The following is a 15,275-nucleotide window of genomic DNA, read 5'->3' on the forward strand; positions in this document are numbered from 1 at the left end:
CTTCCTAAGATAATTGGCGCATATCGCGAATTCTATGGAGGGATAAAAGTGGTTAAGCAACTTACACCAGAACAAGCTGCACTTTGGATAAATGATGGCGATGCTGTATTGCTCGGTGGATTTATTGGTAGCGTGGTCCCTGAAGCGATTGAGCGTGCGATTGGCGAGCGATTTAGCCGGACACAAGCCCCGAAAGATCTAACACTGTTGTTTGCTGCCGGGCAAGGCGATGGCAAATCTCGTGCGATTAATCATTTGGCGCAACAAGGTTTGGTTAAGATGGCAATTGGTGGTCACTGGGGATTGGTGCCAAAATTGCAGCAGCTTGCCGTGGATAACTTGATTCAAGCTTACAACCTCCCACAAGGCATCATCTCTCACTTATTACGCGATACTGCCGCAGGTAAACCGGGCACAATTAGTAAGGTTGGTCTCGGTACTTTTGTCGACCCTCGCATTGAGGGAGGCAAAATCAATCAAGTCACTGACAAAGACTGGGTTGAAGTTATCAATATTGCGGGCGAAGAACACCTCTTTTATCACCGTTTACCGGTTGATGTGGCGATACTGCGCGGCACAACTGCCGATGAAAATGGCAATGTCACCATGGAAGATGAGTGCCTCATCGTCGAAAGCCTCGCGGCGGCTCAAGCTGCTCGTAACAACGGTGGCAAAGTCATTGTGCAAGTTAAGCGTGTGGTCGGCTCGGGAACGCTTGACCCTCATGCGGTGAAAATCCCAGGCATTTTTGTCGATGCGGTAGTGGTATGCGACAGCGAGCATGAGCATATGCAGACATTCGCCACGCAGATGAATCCCGAATTTGTCGGTAGAAAAGAATCAACAGGTGACGCGGTAACATGCTGTCAGCCTTCAACGGCACGATTGGACGCCAAAACCATTATTGCGCGCCGAGCTGCAATGGAATTAATTCCGGGTTCAATACTAAATTTAGGTATTGGTGCACCAGAATATATTGCTCAAGTTGCTCAGCAAGCATCTGTTCTGCAACACTTTACGCTCACCGTTGAACCCGGAGCAGTAGGTGGTGAGCCACAAAGCGGTCTAGATTTCGGTGCATCTCGTCTACCACAGGCTATTATTAGTCAGGATCAAATGTTCGACTTCTACGATGGTGGTGGCGTCGACCAAGCATTTTTAGGTCTCGCGCAATGCGATCAATTTGGGGATATCAATGTCTCTCGTTTTGGCAGCAAAATTGCGGGGTGTGGTGGTTTTATCAACATTACCCAAAATGCCAAGCATGTATATTTTTGCGGAACTTTCACTGCGCAAGGCTTATCTATTGATGTCAAAGAGCAAAGATTACGTATTCTCAAAGAAGGCAGACAACACAAATTTATTGAAGCGGTTGAACAAATTACATTTAGCGCTAAGCAAGCACTCATAGCAAACAAGCCAGTTCTCTACATTACGGAACGCGCAGTATTCAGGCTGACATTAGACGGACTTGAGCTTATCGAGATAGCGCCAGGTATAGACTTGCAAGCGGATGTACTCAAACAGATGTCGTTTACACCTAATATTTCACCAAATCTTAAGGTGATGGACGAAGCGATATTCAAAGCACAATTTGAACTAGTAATTAACCCCGATGACTCGTTGTCATCGATATGATTTATTTTGCAAAGCCCAACAAGGAAACAGATATGTTTAACAACAAAATCTGCGTAGTGACAGGCGCAGCTCAAGGAATTGGACGTACCGTTGTAGAAAGGTTTGCTTCACAAAGCGCGACTATGGTTTATGCCTTAGACATGAATGCCGAGGTACTCTCGAAAGCGTTTATGGGCAAGGATAATGTCAAACCTATCGTAATTAACATTTGTGACCGTGAGGCGATTCTTAGCCTTATAAATCAAATTAAGAGTGACTATGGTCGAGTTGATGTACTGGTCAATAATGCGGGCATTACCCGCGATGCGCTGATTGACAAAATGACTGAGCAAGATTGGGATTTGGTGATTGATGTTAACCTCAAAGGGGTGTTTAACCTGACTCAGGCTGTTGCGCCCCTGATGATAGAAAATAATGCAGGCTCGATTGTCACTATGTCATCGGTAGTGGGGACAGATGGCAACATTGGACAAACCAACTACGCAGCAACTAAAGGCGGCGTGATTGCGATGACGAAAAGCTGGGCAAAAGAGTTTGCTCGTAAAGGAGCACAGGTACGCGCAAATTGCGTCGCTCCTGGGTTTATTGAAACGCCTATGACTGCCGATCTTCCGGAAAAAGTACTCGATATGATGAAAGGGAAGACTCCGTTGGGTCGTATGGGTACGCCTGATGATATCGCCAATGGTGTTGAGTTTCTTGCCAGTGATAAGTCCAGTTTTATTACCGGACAAGTGCTGAAAATAGACGGTGGCTTGGTACTCTAAGATGTCAGGTAAAGTCTATATAGTAGCGGCCAAGCGCACCGCTGTGGGGGCATTTCTCGGCGGACTGAAGTCATTGTCTGCCGTTGAGCTTGCATCCAATGTGATTCGTAGCGCTTTGCAACAGGCAAGTATCTCACCAGAAGATGTTGATGAAGTGATTGTGGGTAATGTACTGAGTGCTGGTTTAGGTCAGGGCGTCGCAAGGCAAGCGGCCATGCACGCTGGGATTTTGCATACCACGCCAGCATATTCGCTGAACATGATTTGTGGCAGTGGGATGAAAAGTGTCATCAATGCCTACAATGCGATTTACTCAAAAAGCGCAGAAGTCGTAGTGGCAGCGGGCAGTGAAAGTATGAGTAATGCCGCTTTTGTTATGGAGGGTAAGTGTCGCCAAGGGAACAAAATGGGCGACATCTCGCTCACTGATACGATGCTAAAAGATGGTTTAATCGATGCATTTGATAACAGCCATATGGGCGTGACTGCAGAAAATATCGCCAAACGCTACAGCATATCCAGACAAGAGCAAGATGAGTTTGCCTTGCGCAGTCAGCACCGAGCCAAGTACGCAATTGAAAATGGTCACTTTGCTACAGAGATCGTTCCACTGAGTATCAAAACCCGCACAGCTGCACTTGAGTTCTCTATTGATGAACACCCAAGAAAAGATGCTTCAATCGAGTCACTTGCCGGGCTGCGACCTGCATTTCAAGAAGGCGGAAGCGTAACGGCGGGCAATTCATCGGGTTTAAACGATGGTGCAGCAGCGTTGGTACTAGTAAGCCAAGAGTATTTGCAGCGAAACAACCTCACTCCTTTGGCGGAAATAGTCTCGGTTGGTCAGGGCGGAGTTGAGCCAGAAGTTATGGGGCTTGGTCCTATTCCCGCCGTTAAGCAGGCACTAGAGCGAGCGAGATTATCGTTGCAAGATATTGAGAGACTTGAACTCAATGAGGCGTTTGCCGCTCAGGCGATTGGTGTAATGAAAGGCTTGTCACAACAGCATGATGTTGGATATGACTGGTTTGAGGACAAAACTAACCTTAATGGCGGTGCAATTGCACTTGGTCACCCCATTGGCGCGTCAGGAGCAAGAGTGCTTACCACCTTGGTATATGAACTGATTCGCTCAAACACAACACTAGGCTTGGCTTCGCTCTGTATTGGCGGAGGAATGGGCAGTGCCATCGTTATTAAACGTGCATGCTAAATGCCACCATAAATAAAGGAGCCAATTGGCTCCTTTATTTTTGCGTCACGCTATTTTTGCCTAAATGGTTGGCTGAGCATTTTATCTAACCACTGTTCTCGATGCTGGCGAAATAGCGGCAGCCCAATCTGCACTTTGTCGTGTCCAAGTTGTGGCTGAGCACGATAGGTGGCAAACATTCGATCCCAAATCGATAGGAAAAAACCAAAGTTGGAATGGGTTTCTTGCGGGATGACCGAGTGGTGCACGCGATGCATGTCAGGGGTCACAACAAATTTGCGCAGCTTATCATCCAGTTTTAGTGGTAGTTTCGCATTGCTGTGATTAAACATCGCACTGGCGTTCAGAATAATTTCAAACACTAATACCGCCAAAGGAGAGATGCCTAAGCTGACCACGACGGCAATCTTAATCCACATTGAAAGCAAGATCTCGATGGGATGAAAGCGCGCGCCAGTGGTGACATCGATATCTTGGTCAGCATGGTGCATGCGGTGCAGTCGCCATAGCCATGGTACACGGTGAAAAACAAGATGCTGAGCGTATATAGCGAGATCAAGCAGCAGTACCGCGAGTAATACTTCGATTGCGCTTGGTAACTGCATCCAGTTAAACAGACCTATGTGGTGATTGTTCGCCCAAATCGCCGACTCGATTGCCAGATAAGGCATCAGTAGGGTTAGGCAAAAGGAATTGAACCCAACAAGACCGAGATTGTTGATCCAGCGGGTGAGTTTGCTTTGAGTGAGCGTTTTTCGCGGCGTAACCCATTCCCAAATCGCACAGAGAACTAAAACCGATATAAAAAAGCTTAAGCGGATCATATCTGGATTTTGCATTCAGTCTCCTTACTGATTGACCTTGCAACCTACAACGAGGTGAGTAGAATCTGTCGCCTTTGACACTATTATCATCGAATCAGCATGAGAATCCACGCTTTTCACCATTTGTACCAGCAGCGCCAAGCCTTGTCGACCAAAGTATTTAACGCTCGTGGTAGTAAAGTAGACCGTTGTAACCACTGCCAAGTTGCAAGCAAACACTGCATTTGTGACTATCAGCCAGATATCGACAGCGACGTGGCAGTAATGCTGATTGTCTCGGACAACGAAGTGTTTAAACCGAGCAACACAGGTCGTTTGATCCTTGATACGGTGAAAGAAGGCTATGCGTTTCAATGGAGTCGCACAGAGCCAGATGAGCAAATGTTGGCACTTCTGAGTGATCCTAACTATCAACCGCTTGTGGTTTTTCCAGCAGATTATGTCGACAATAAAGCACGAGTGGTTAGCAGTGAATTGAAGCCGTTTTGTGATGGTAAAAAGCCACTACTTATTTTACTTGATGGCAGTTGGCGCGAGGCACGTCGAATCTTTAGAAAATCGCCATACTTGGACAATTTGCCAGTAGTCTCGATTCAGCCTCAGGCGATCTCACAATATATGATGAGAAAGTCGGACAATGATCAGCACTTAGCGACTGCGGAAGTAGCGATTATGGTGTTAGAGCAACTTGGTGAAACGCTGGCATCGACCACGTTAGAGCGTTGGTTTTGTGTGTTCAGAGAAGCCTACATGCTCAGTAAAACTCGCATCAAACCCGACCAAACTCGACCAGAGCTCAAGCGTTACTTGACAACGCAGCTCGAAAATTCACAACCTACTGATTGATATTGTGAAATAAAATCGATTCAATTACAGATTGTCTAGAGTCGAAGTAATTGTATTTGTAGAGCGCTCAGCAAAGTTTGAACGCTGATTATAAAAATTACTGCTTTTCAGGACGTTGGCGATATTTGGCTAGCTAGGTCACGGAATATTGCTCAGTCGTCATAGATAATATTGGCAGTTTTATCCGCTCAAGGCTGTGGCTTTGAGTTGGTGTTTAGGATTTATGAATTACATTCTGGGAGAGAATAAGATGTACTACGGTTTTGATGTTGGTGGCACCAAGATTGAATTTGGCGCGTTTAACGAAAAGTTAGAGCGTGTCGCAACTGAACGCGTTCCAACACCAACCAGTGATTACCAAGAGCTGTTAGCTGTGATTGCAGGCTTGGTGAATAAATACGATCAAGAGTTCAATTGCGAAGGCAAGATTGGCTTAGGTTTACCGGGTATGGAAGATGCGGATACAGGGGCAATCCTAACGGTCAATATCCCAGCGGCGAAAGGGTTACCACTGCGTAAAGATCTTGAAGCTAAAATTGGTCGTTCAGTGCGTATCGACAACGATGCAAACTGTTTTGCTCTCTCTGAAGCTTGGGATGATGAACTGAAAGATTCACCATCGGTGATGGGCTTGATCCTCGGTACTGGCTTTGGTGGCGGTCTAATTTATGAAGGTAAGCCATTCTCTGGTCGCAACAACGTTGCTGGTGAAATGGGGCATATGCGTCTACCGATTGATGCTTGGTTCCATTTAGGTGAAAATGCGCCGCTATTAAGTTGTGGTTGTGACAAAAAAGGTTGTATCGACAATTACTTGTCTGGTCGCGGTTTTGAGCTGCTGTACGCGCATTACTATGGCGAAGAGAAGAAAGCGATTGATATTATCAAAGCACAAGCAGAAGGTGAGCCGAAAGCAGTTGAACATGTTGAGCGCTTTATGGAGCTGCTAGCGATTTGCTTTGCTAATCTGTTTACTGCGAATGACCCGCATGTAGTGGTACTTGGCGGCGGTCTCTCTAACTACGACCTTATCTATGAAGAGATGCCAAAACGTATTCCAAAGCATCTGCTTTCTGTAGCGAAATGTCCGAAGATCGTGAAAGCCAAACATGGCGATTCAGGCGGTGTTCGCGGCGCGGCGTTCCTGAATATCAAATAACAGCTAAGTTTGAATTAAAAACAAAGGGCTTCCAGTCGGAAGCCCTTTGCATATAAACCGATTTCGCGATTGTCTATCGCAACAAGTGAACTACTTGTTTTTTTTACCTACACCTAAGTTTTCTTTAGGCTTAAGCGTGATTTTACCGAATCCAAGTTTTTTAAAGTGGTTATCACGGTAGTTACGCACCGCTTTCGTGTCAGACACCATCTCTAATTGCAGTTCCATTTTCAGAAACTCAGTCAGGTCGATACCTTCTGCTTCCGCTACCGCTTCATGAATATTGCGATGTTGTTGGTATGAGAACAGCAGTTCTTTTTCAACGTCTTTGTAGGTATAAAGAATTGTACGAGCCATATTAGGTTACTTATTTACGATAAAATGAAAGGCCAGCGTATCCGCTGGCCTAGAATGGGTTAGATTCTGCCTTGAAGCGGGATGATTGTCACGCTTTCTCCCACTTTTACTGTATCGACAGCAGGAGAAATCTCGATTAGGCAGTTTGCTTCGCTCATTGAGCGCAAAATACCCGAGCCTTGTTTACCCGTTGTACGCACCGTCAGACGACCAGCACTATCGAGTTGGTAAACCCCGCGACTAAATTCAGTACGGCCTTGCTTAGAGCGCAGATCTTCAGTAGCAATCGCAGTCACTTTCAATGGTTGCCAGTTCACTTCACCTTGCATCTTACGCAGTGCAGGCTCAACAAAGTTCACAAATGAAACCATGACCGCAACTGGGTTACCAGGTAAACCAAAGAATGGCTTGTTGTTGATTTGACCAAATGCTAAAGGACGACCAGGGCGCATATTGATACGCCAAAAATCAATCTGACCCAATTTATCTAGCGCAAGTTTGATGTAATCTGCGTCACCAACAGAAACGCCACCAGAAGTGATCACCACATCGGCTTGTTGGCTCGCTTTTTCAATCGCATCAATCATCACCTGTTCGTTATCTTCTAAGATGCCGAAATCGATGATCTCACAGCCTAATTTGTCTAGTAGTCCCATGATAGTGAAGCGGTTTGAATCGTAGATAGTATTGGCTTTCTGCTCGCTACCCGGTGCTTGCACTTCATCGCCGGTTGAGAATAGGGCGACTTTAAGTTTGCGATAGACATTAGCTTCACCAAAACCAAGTGATGCCAACATTCCCATTTCTGCCGATTCAATGCGTGTACCTTGAGTAAACACATCAGCACCTAGCGACAAGTCTTCACCAGCTTGGCGTACGTTTTGACCAGCTTTAATGCTCGCACCAGCGAAAGAAACTGCATCATCGGTATGAGTTGCTTGCTCGCGCATAATCACAGTATCGGCGCCTTGTGGGATTGGCGCGCCAGTCATGATTTTCACAGCTTGTCCTAATTGCAGCTCTTGCTCATAAGCATGACCTGCCATCACTTCTGCTACGACTTGGTAGCTGTCGCGCTCTAAATCATCACCACGGATCGCAAAGCCATCCATTGCCGAGTTAGTGTATTGTGGGACATTGACCGGAGAAACGACGTTATTTGCCAATACGCGGTAGTAACTTTCTTGCATTGGGCAAGCTTCGGTTTCTGCCACGGTATTGACTAGCGACAAGATCTTTTCTTGACCTTGTGCAACCGATAAAAATGCAGGTGATAGGGTGTCACAACATGCCGCGCCAGTGATCTCGTTACCGATTTCGCCTTTACGTGCAACAAAGTCCAACACGAACTGCTTGATGGATTCTAAATCGTTGATATCAAGCTGAGGTAGTTCGGTATCGTCAACTTTGCTGTCCGCGGCGATGGCAATGATGTTGTCATCATTTGGGTATAACCAAGGCTTGCCAACTTCTTCGCGGTGCAACTCAATTTTCGGGAAGGCGATGTTTTTACAGCCTTCAACTAAGATCACATCAAGTTTTTGTTGGTCAAAACGGGTCAAAAGATAATGAAACTCTGACTCTTCTTCTGGCGTCTCAGTCATCAAAGCGTAGCGATTGCGCGAAGAGATCAACATTTGGCTTGCGCCTGCTTTACGCAAACGGAAGCTATCTTTGCCCGGTTTATCGACATCAAAATTATGATGAGCATGCTTTAGCATACCAATGCGCAGGCCTGCTTCAGTCAGCTTTGGCAATAACGCTTCAATCAAGGTTGTTTTGCCCGTACCAGAGTAGGCAGCAAAACCGAGAATAGGGACTAAGTGGCGTGATTTCATGATTCTAATGTTCCAAATTGTGCCAACTCTTCGGGAGTATTTAGGTTTACAAAGCAGTTAGGCTCATCGCTAAAGTCGACATAAGAGGTATTGCACTCTTTGTATAGTAGGATGATTTTACGATCGCCGCGCTCTAAAAAGGCGGTCAGCTTTGGTAATATGCGCTTGTGATAAAGGGTAAATACTGGCTGTTGGTGGTCACCGTCATGTGCGACAAGGATATCGCTATCGGCTTTTACTTGGTTGCAAAAGCGCTCAACCAAATCCGTGCTGATCTGCGGGCTGTCACATGGCACAAAACCAACCCAATCGGTTTCAGCGTGAACCAAACCGGCATGAATGCCACCCATAGGTCCTGGGTAGTCAGAGAAATGATCGCTGAATACTTGACCGAATTGCGCATAAGCTTGCTGGTTACGATTAGCGTTGATAAGAATTGTTGGGGTTTGTGGCGACAAGCGTTCAATAACGTGCTGAATTAGCGGCTTATTATTTAGTTCGATAAGACCTTTGTCTTTGCCGCCCATGCGGCTGGCTTGTCCGCCAGCCAAAATGACCCAACTAGTTTGCGTTGGACTTAGCATAGGTATTCTCTTGTTCTTTATCAGTTATGATTTGTAACAGTGGAGACTCTATCAGAGTTGACTCTTTTATCCACCATTGTTTGCGACACAAATCAGTGAGGGCATTCTTCTGGTGGCTGGTAATCACAATACTTGAGCCTTTTTTAAGCAGATCCTTGGCGAGTATCACGAGGCGATCAATTGATTCTTGGTCAAGAGAGGCACTTGGCTCATCCATCAATAAGATTGAAGGCGTTAAAATCCATGCACGCGCCATAGCCACACGCTGCTTCTCCCCCCCAGAAAGCACCGAAATGTGCTCGTCAGCTAAGGTTTCTAGCCCAACACGTCGCAGTGCATTGATCACTTTAGCGCGTTTATCTTGCCCTGAAATTTTCTGAAAACGAATGCCATAAGCCACGTTTTCATACACAGTACCGTCAAAAAGATAAGGAGATTGGTGGAGGTAAACCACATTGCGACGACCACTGCGAGGGAAAAGGCGTTGAATAAAGTTGTCATTAGGTGCGACGACTCGTCCGGTTGTTGGTTTTAACAAGCCAGAAAGGATCTTAAGCAGGGTAGTTTTACCCACGCCATTGTCGCCTCGTAAATAGATCGCGTCATTTGGACCGATCGTTAACTCAGGTATGTGAAACAGTACCCGGTCTTTAAACCTCATCGAGACTTGTTGAGCAGTTAATTTTATTGTCATAAGTTGCCCTTAAGTTCTCAAGTAACCACGTCCGCGCATGCTGCTAAGCAAGAAATTTAGGAGCAATGCGAGAGATAATAAAACAATTCCAAGTGCAACACCTTGCGCAAACGCGCCTTTGTGGCTTTCCATTGAAATTGCAGTAGGAATATTGCGGGTAACGCCCATAATGTTACCACCGACCATCATTGAACAGCCCACTTCAGTCACGATACGTGAGAACGCGGTAATGGTAGCGGCAAGCAGGGGAAAGCGAGTTTCCCAAATCATGGTTGCTGCTAAACGAGGCATAGAAGCGCCAAGTGTAATCGCCGTTTCGACAGCGCGTCGGTCACTTGATTGAAGCGCACCATGCATCATGGCTACGAGCACTGGGAAACAAATTAACATTTGTCCCAGTACCATTGCTTTTTGGGTGAATAGCATTTGCCAGTCACCCAAAGGACCTGCACGAGACAGCAGCATATAGAGCAGCAAGCCAATCACCACCGTTGGGATGGCTTGCAATGTGTTCACAATTGAAAGGAACATCCACTTGCCGCGAAAGTCTGTGTAGGCGAGGATGAACGAAAATAGAATCGCTGGCAGCAACACCAGAGAAATCGCTGATAAAGATACGCTAAATGACACACCGACTATAGCTAATAGGTCGGGGTCAAGGGCTACTAATAGGGCTAATGCGTCTAATGTTGTCTGCCAAAGGCTCATGGGCGATTATTTCTCGTTCGCGTTCGCAACAAACAGTTGTTGACCATTTAGTTTAAAGCTGTTGATCAGTTCTTGACCGCGAGGGTTAACTAACCAATCACTAAACACTTTCGCGCCTTGGTAATTGATTGTTGGGTAACGCTCAGGGTTTACTAGAATAACTTGGTAAGGGTTAAATAGGTTTTTGTCGCCTTGTAGCAAGATTTTTAGATCAAGTTTGTTGTTGTACGCCAACCAAGTACCGCGGTCAGTCAGAGTGTAGCCTTGCATTTCAGACGCCATGTTTAGCGTTGGACCCATACCTTGACCTACAGAGCGGTAGCCAGTGAAGTTTGGTTCCATTTTCGTTTGTGCCCAAATACCTAGCTCTTTTTTATGAGTACCAGAATCATCGCCGCGTGAGATAAATGTTGCGTTAACACCTGCGATGTCTTTAAACGCTTCTGCAACGGTTTTGTCATCAGCCACTGTTGCTGGGTCAGCTTGTGGACCTACAAGTACGAAGTCATTGTACATTAATTTGCGAGGAAGAACGCCGTAACCTTTCTCAACAAAATTGGCTTCTGCTTTAGGCGCGTGAGTCATTACCAAATCTACGTCGCCATTTTCACCCATTTTTAGTGACTTACCGGTACCTGCAGCAATAACGTCTACCTTGTAACCAGTGTCTTTTTCAAATTCAGGCAGTAGGTAGTCAAGTAAACCAGAGTGGTAAGTACTGGTTGTAGTCGCTAGACGAACGTGTTGTTGATCTTCTGCGTGTGCAGAGTAACTAAATAGCGCTAGAGACGCAGTGGCTGCTAGAGTGTAACTAACGGTTGCTTTCATACTAAATGATGCTTTCATTGTTATATTTTCCATATTGTGGGCCAAAAGGCTTTTTTGGTTAATAACCAAGTAGGGTATGGCTACTACCAAAAAATGGTCAGTAGCCATTAGCAAACTAAATGCCAACTTTTTTGCATAAAATTCAAGCTATTCCGCTCTGATTTGTGGACAAAAAGGGGCTTTGCGACAAAATGTCGCACTATTGCTCGATCCCAGTAACAAAACCTTGGTACACTCTGACCCAACAGTTGAAATCAATTGAGATAAAATATGTCTACATCTTTAGACGCAAATAAATCCCTTCAATACCAAGCTTTCTCCGTCTTAGTTGTTGACGATGAGGCAGGCATGCAGGCTATTTTGCAAAAAGCACTCAGCAAATGGTTCTCTAAAGTCGATACCGCAGGGAGCATTGAACAAGCAGAAACGCTCCGTCTCGCCAATCACTATGATCTTATAATTTTAGACATTAACTTGCCGGGGCGCTCGGGTATCGAATGGGAAGAAGCGTTTAATGATGAAGAGCGCAAAGCTGACATTATCTTTATGACCGGTTACGCCGATTTGGAAACGGCAATTTCGGCGCTAAAACTTGGCGCGACAGACTTTATTTTAAAACCATTCAACTTGAGCCAAATGTTGCAATCGGTGCAGCGCTGTATGGATAAACGCCTTAATGAGCGTTTGCAGTTTGCCCTGCGCCGCGATGTAAAGCGTCACATTGTAACCGAGATCGCCGGTAGCTCAGAGAAAACTAGGCAGCTGCGTCAGTTGATTACCCAATTTGCACCATCACGCGCTTCGGTGTTGATTGAAGGTGAATCCGGCACGGGCAAAGAGCTGGTCGCTCGTGGCGTGCATGAAGCCAGTGGTCGTAATGGTCCTTTTATTCCCGTTAACTGTGGCGCGATTGCGCCAGAGCTGCTGGAAAGCGAACTGTTTGGTCACACATCAGGGGCATTTACTGGCGCGAAGAAAGGTCGAGAAGGTCTATTTCGTGTCGCGAATGGCGGCACCCTTTTCCTTGATGAAATTGGTGAGATGCCACTTTCAATGCAATCGGCTTTGCTGCGCGTGTTAGAACAAAGAGCGATTAGACCTGTCGGTAGTGAGAAAGAGATTGGCGTTGATGTTCGTGTCGTAGCGGCAACCAACCGTAACTTGCAACAAGAGGTTAGCAAAGGCAATTTCCGTGAAGATTTATTCTATCGCCTTAATGTACTTAAGATTGATGTAGCGCCGCTACGAGATCGTAAAAAAGATCTTAATGAGCTAGTACCATTTTTTACCAAGATGTTGTCAGCTGAGCTGGGTATGCCTGATCCTCACTGGGCGCATGAAGATATTGAAGCGCTCAACAACTATGATTGGCCGGGTAATATCCGTGAGTTGAAAAACTTAATTGAACGCTGCATTTTGCTGGCAAAACCACCAGCGCACTATTGGCGTGAGTTAAACATTAATCAACCGCAGCAAAAGATTTCGATGACCGTGACAACCGGTTCACAGCTTATCGATATTGCTGAGCCAGTACGCGAGCAAGGTAATGGCTATCCAAATTCTTGGACGCTGAAAGATGTTGAAAAATCCCATATTCAGCAACTGGTTGATTTTCATGATGGCAATAAATCTGCGGCCGCGCGTGATCTCGGGGTTGCCCGTAAGACGCTAGAGCGTAAATACAAAGAGTGGGATGCTGAGGATTCTGATTATGCCGAATAGTGGCACTAATTCTTATCACGGTTTTATTGCTAAGTGGCGCTACCGATTCAAGACCATGGTGCGCTATAGGCTGATGTTTCTGACTTCAGCGCCGATTATTCTGACTTTGATGGCTCTGATTGGCATCACCATCTATTGGTCTATTCATTACACTTGGCAGAGCACTTTGATTGACGTTTCGGAACGTTTGGAAGTTGCCAATAACAGTATTGAGCTGATCCAGCAAAAGCAAGCGAACCATGTGGAAGCCTTTGCCGAGTCGTATGATTTTCGTATCCGCTTAGAAAGTGGCATCAATGAGCTGGCGTTGAAAAAATGGGTGACGGAACAGAAGCAGCGCTACAACTTAGATTTCCTATGCTTTCATCGCGTTGGAGAGCATGACGATAAGTTTAATTACTCAAAGTTGAGTAAAAGCGAATCGTTTTTCGAACTGCTTAGTCATCAAGAACTAAAAGCGTTAGATAAAAACTTGGCTTCACGTGCACAAGTTGCCGTGCTCGATTCTGGCAGCGTAGAAGATCGCGGCTTAGTGAGTCGAACGGTTATCCCAGTACATAACAATCAAGACCAATTGGTTGGATATATGGACGGCGGATTGCTGCTTAACAACAGCACGATCTTGGTCGATCAAATTCGCGATCTTATCTACCCAAGTGAGAAAGATTATTTACGCCCACTGGGTACGCTAACGCTATTTCTCGACGATTTGCGCATCAGTACCAACGTGCCTCTTGATAGCAAAGAGCATATTGGTCGCGCGATTGGTACGCGCGTATCAGAAGAAGTACGTCAAACGGTGCTTAACGATGGTAAGCAGTGGGTAGATCGCGCGTTTGTCTATGATGCATGGTACATCAGTGCGTACCAGCCAATTTTTGACAAAAACGACCAAGTGATTGGCATGCTGTATACCGGTTATTTGATGTGGCCGTTTTTAAAGGCTTATGTCACTAACATTGTTGAAATCAGTTTTATCACGATTATCTTGCTGCTTATTTCTGGTGTGATGGTTTATCGTGGCTCAAGGGATTTGTTTAATCCAATTGAGCACATTCACCGCGTGGTCAAAATGATCCAACTAGGCAAAGAGACCCGCATTGGTCCATTGGGTTTGGATGATGAACATGAATTGGCTCAGTTAGCCAAACAGTTCGACAATATGTTGGATCTGCTGCGACAGCGTAAAAACGAACTTAAATTTGCAGCGATTGAGTTAGAAGGCAAGGTTCAGCAGCGTACGGCGAGTTTGGAAGAAAAGACTGCCGAATTAGAGCTGCATATTCAATTGCTCAATCAAACGCGCAATAAGCTGGTGGTGCATGAAAAATTAGCGGCGCTTGGTGAGCTAACCGCAGGGATTGCTCATGAGATCAATAACCCAAGTGCGGTGATCTTGGGTAACGTGGAGCTGATTCAATTTGAGCTTGGCGAAGACGCGCAGCGCGTGCAGGAAGAGCTTGATGCGATTCACGCCCAGATTGACCGTATCCGTAATATCACCCGCAGTTTACTGCAATACAGCCGTCAGGGCGGCGTACAGGATGAAATTACTTGGCAGCATGTTAACCCAATCATTGAAGAGAGCATTACGTTGGTAAAAACCGGCAGTAAAAAGCGCGATGTTGAATTTGTAACCGATCTTAAAGCGCATAGCTCAGTGGAAATTAACCGCCACCAACTGTTGCAAATTCTAGTTAACTTACAGATGAATGGTATTCACGCGATGCAAGGCAAAGGTAAGTTAACAGTGTCTAGTGAAGACTGGCTTGAAGATGGGCAGGAACGCGGCGCGTTAATTCACATTCAAGATGAAGGGACGGGGATTAAGCCGGAAAACCTAAAACGTATTTTCTCGCCGTTTTATACCACTAAACGTGATGGTACAGGCTTGGGACTGTCTGTTTCGCAAAGTATTCTCAGCCAGACGGGCGGTGAATTAACCGTGGAGTCGGAATATGGACAAGGCAGTTGCTTTACCATTCGCTTACCTAAGAAAGCGGAAATTGATTTGCTGATTTCCACCAAAGCGTAAGCTTTGCACTTCAATATAAAAAACGCCTTCGTTATGAAGGCGTTTTGCTATCTGTTGTTACT

General features: G+C 45.8%; 14 protein-coding genes. 7 read left to right on the forward strand and 7 right to left on the reverse strand.

The window, feature by feature from the left end; translation table 11 throughout:
- Window positions 1–48 precede the first annotated feature (48 nt).
- The 3 genes from DPF93_RS01285 to DPF93_RS01295 are packed head-to-tail and all read left to right on the forward strand — an operon-like array spanning window position 49 to window position 3,618.
- Window positions 49–1,638, forward strand: coding sequence for an acyl CoA:acetate/3-ketoacid CoA transferase (locus DPF93_RS01285; protein ID WP_114764409.1), 1,590 nt, complete (start codon window positions 49–51; stop codon window positions 1,636–1,638).
- 32 nt (window positions 1,639–1,670) lie between these two features.
- Window positions 1,671–2,405: a beta-ketoacyl-ACP reductase gene (locus DPF93_RS01290; protein ID WP_114764410.1), complete on the forward strand. Its 735-nt coding sequence runs from the start codon at window positions 1,671–1,673 to the stop codon at window positions 2,403–2,405.
- Between the two features lies 1 nt (window position 2,406).
- Window positions 2,407–3,618, forward strand: a complete 1,212-nt coding sequence (locus tag DPF93_RS01295) for an acetyl-CoA C-acetyltransferase (protein WP_114764411.1) — start codon at window positions 2,407–2,409, stop codon at window positions 3,616–3,618.
- 50 nt (window positions 3,619–3,668) lie between these two features.
- Here DPF93_RS01295 and DPF93_RS01300 read toward each other — a convergent pair whose 3' ends face one another.
- Window positions 3,669–4,457 (reverse strand): sterol desaturase family protein, encoded by a 789-nt coding sequence (locus DPF93_RS01300; protein ID WP_114764412.1) that lies wholly within the window; start codon window positions 4,455–4,457, stop codon window positions 3,669–3,671.
- Window positions 4,458–4,541: 84 nt separating this feature from the next.
- Here DPF93_RS01300 and DPF93_RS01305 point away from each other — a divergent pair, with 84 nt between their 5' ends.
- Together DPF93_RS01305 and nagK are read left to right on the forward strand one after the other, a co-directional pair.
- Window positions 4,542–5,288, forward strand: coding sequence for a tRNA-uridine aminocarboxypropyltransferase (locus DPF93_RS01305; protein ID WP_114764413.1), 747 nt, complete (start codon window positions 4,542–4,544; stop codon window positions 5,286–5,288).
- A 250-nt stretch (window positions 5,289–5,538) separates the two neighbouring features.
- Entirely contained in the window at window positions 5,539–6,447 is a 909-nt protein-coding gene (nagK, locus tag DPF93_RS01310; protein ID WP_114764414.1) for an N-acetylglucosamine kinase, read from the forward strand.
- Between the two features lie 90 nt (window positions 6,448–6,537).
- On the opposite strand, the gene DPF93_RS01315 is transcribed toward nagK, so the two are convergent.
- The 6 genes from DPF93_RS01315 to DPF93_RS01340 are packed head-to-tail and all read right to left on the reverse strand — an operon-like array spanning window position 6,538 to window position 11,456.
- On the reverse strand, window positions 6,538–6,804 hold the full coding sequence (locus tag DPF93_RS01315) for a DUF2960 domain-containing protein (RefSeq protein WP_075647917.1): 267 nt from the start codon (window positions 6,802–6,804) through the stop codon (window positions 6,538–6,540).
- Between the two features lie 59 nt (window positions 6,805–6,863).
- The gene (locus tag DPF93_RS01320) at window positions 6,864–8,642 is read right to left on the reverse strand and encodes a bifunctional molybdopterin-guanine dinucleotide biosynthesis adaptor protein MobB/molybdopterin molybdotransferase MoeA (protein WP_114764415.1); all 1,779 of its coding nucleotides are present in this window, start codon (window positions 8,640–8,642) and stop codon (window positions 6,864–6,866) included.
- The gene (mobA, locus tag DPF93_RS01325; RefSeq protein ID WP_114764416.1) at window positions 8,639–9,226 is read right to left on the reverse strand and encodes a molybdenum cofactor guanylyltransferase MobA; all 588 of its coding nucleotides are present in this window, start codon (window positions 9,224–9,226) and stop codon (window positions 8,639–8,641) included. The genes DPF93_RS01320 and mobA overlap by 4 nt, the downstream gene beginning before the upstream one ends.
- Window positions 9,204–9,920 (reverse strand): energy-coupling factor ABC transporter ATP-binding protein, encoded by a 717-nt coding sequence (locus DPF93_RS01330; RefSeq protein WP_114764417.1) that lies wholly within the window; start codon window positions 9,918–9,920, stop codon window positions 9,204–9,206. The genes mobA and DPF93_RS01330 overlap by 23 nt, the downstream gene beginning before the upstream one ends.
- 9 nt (window positions 9,921–9,929) lie before the next feature.
- Window positions 9,930–10,628: an ABC transporter permease gene (locus tag DPF93_RS01335; RefSeq protein ID WP_114764418.1), complete on the reverse strand. Its 699-nt coding sequence runs from the start codon at window positions 10,626–10,628 to the stop codon at window positions 9,930–9,932.
- 6 nt (window positions 10,629–10,634) lie between these two features.
- Window positions 10,635–11,456: an ABC transporter substrate-binding protein gene (locus tag DPF93_RS01340; protein ID WP_114764557.1), complete on the reverse strand. Its 822-nt coding sequence runs from the start codon at window positions 11,454–11,456 to the stop codon at window positions 10,635–10,637.
- Window positions 11,457–11,726: 270 nt separating this feature from the next.
- Here DPF93_RS01340 and DPF93_RS01345 point away from each other — a divergent pair, with 270 nt between their 5' ends.
- Entirely contained in the window at window positions 11,727–13,178 is a 1,452-nt protein-coding gene (locus tag DPF93_RS01345; protein WP_114764419.1) for a sigma-54-dependent transcriptional regulator, read from the forward strand.
- 55 nt (window positions 13,179–13,233) lie between these two features.
- Window positions 13,234–15,213 carry a sensor histidine kinase gene (locus tag DPF93_RS01350; protein WP_425275269.1) on the forward strand — a complete coding sequence of 660 codons (1,980 nt, stop codon included), beginning with the start codon at window positions 13,234–13,236 and terminating at the stop codon, window positions 15,211–15,213.
- The last annotated feature ends 62 nt before the right edge of the window (window positions 15,214–15,275 follow it).

The organism is Vibrio rhodolitus, assembly GCF_003350325.1.
Lineage (GTDB): Bacteria > Pseudomonadota > Gammaproteobacteria > Enterobacterales > Vibrionaceae > Vibrio > Vibrio rhodolitus.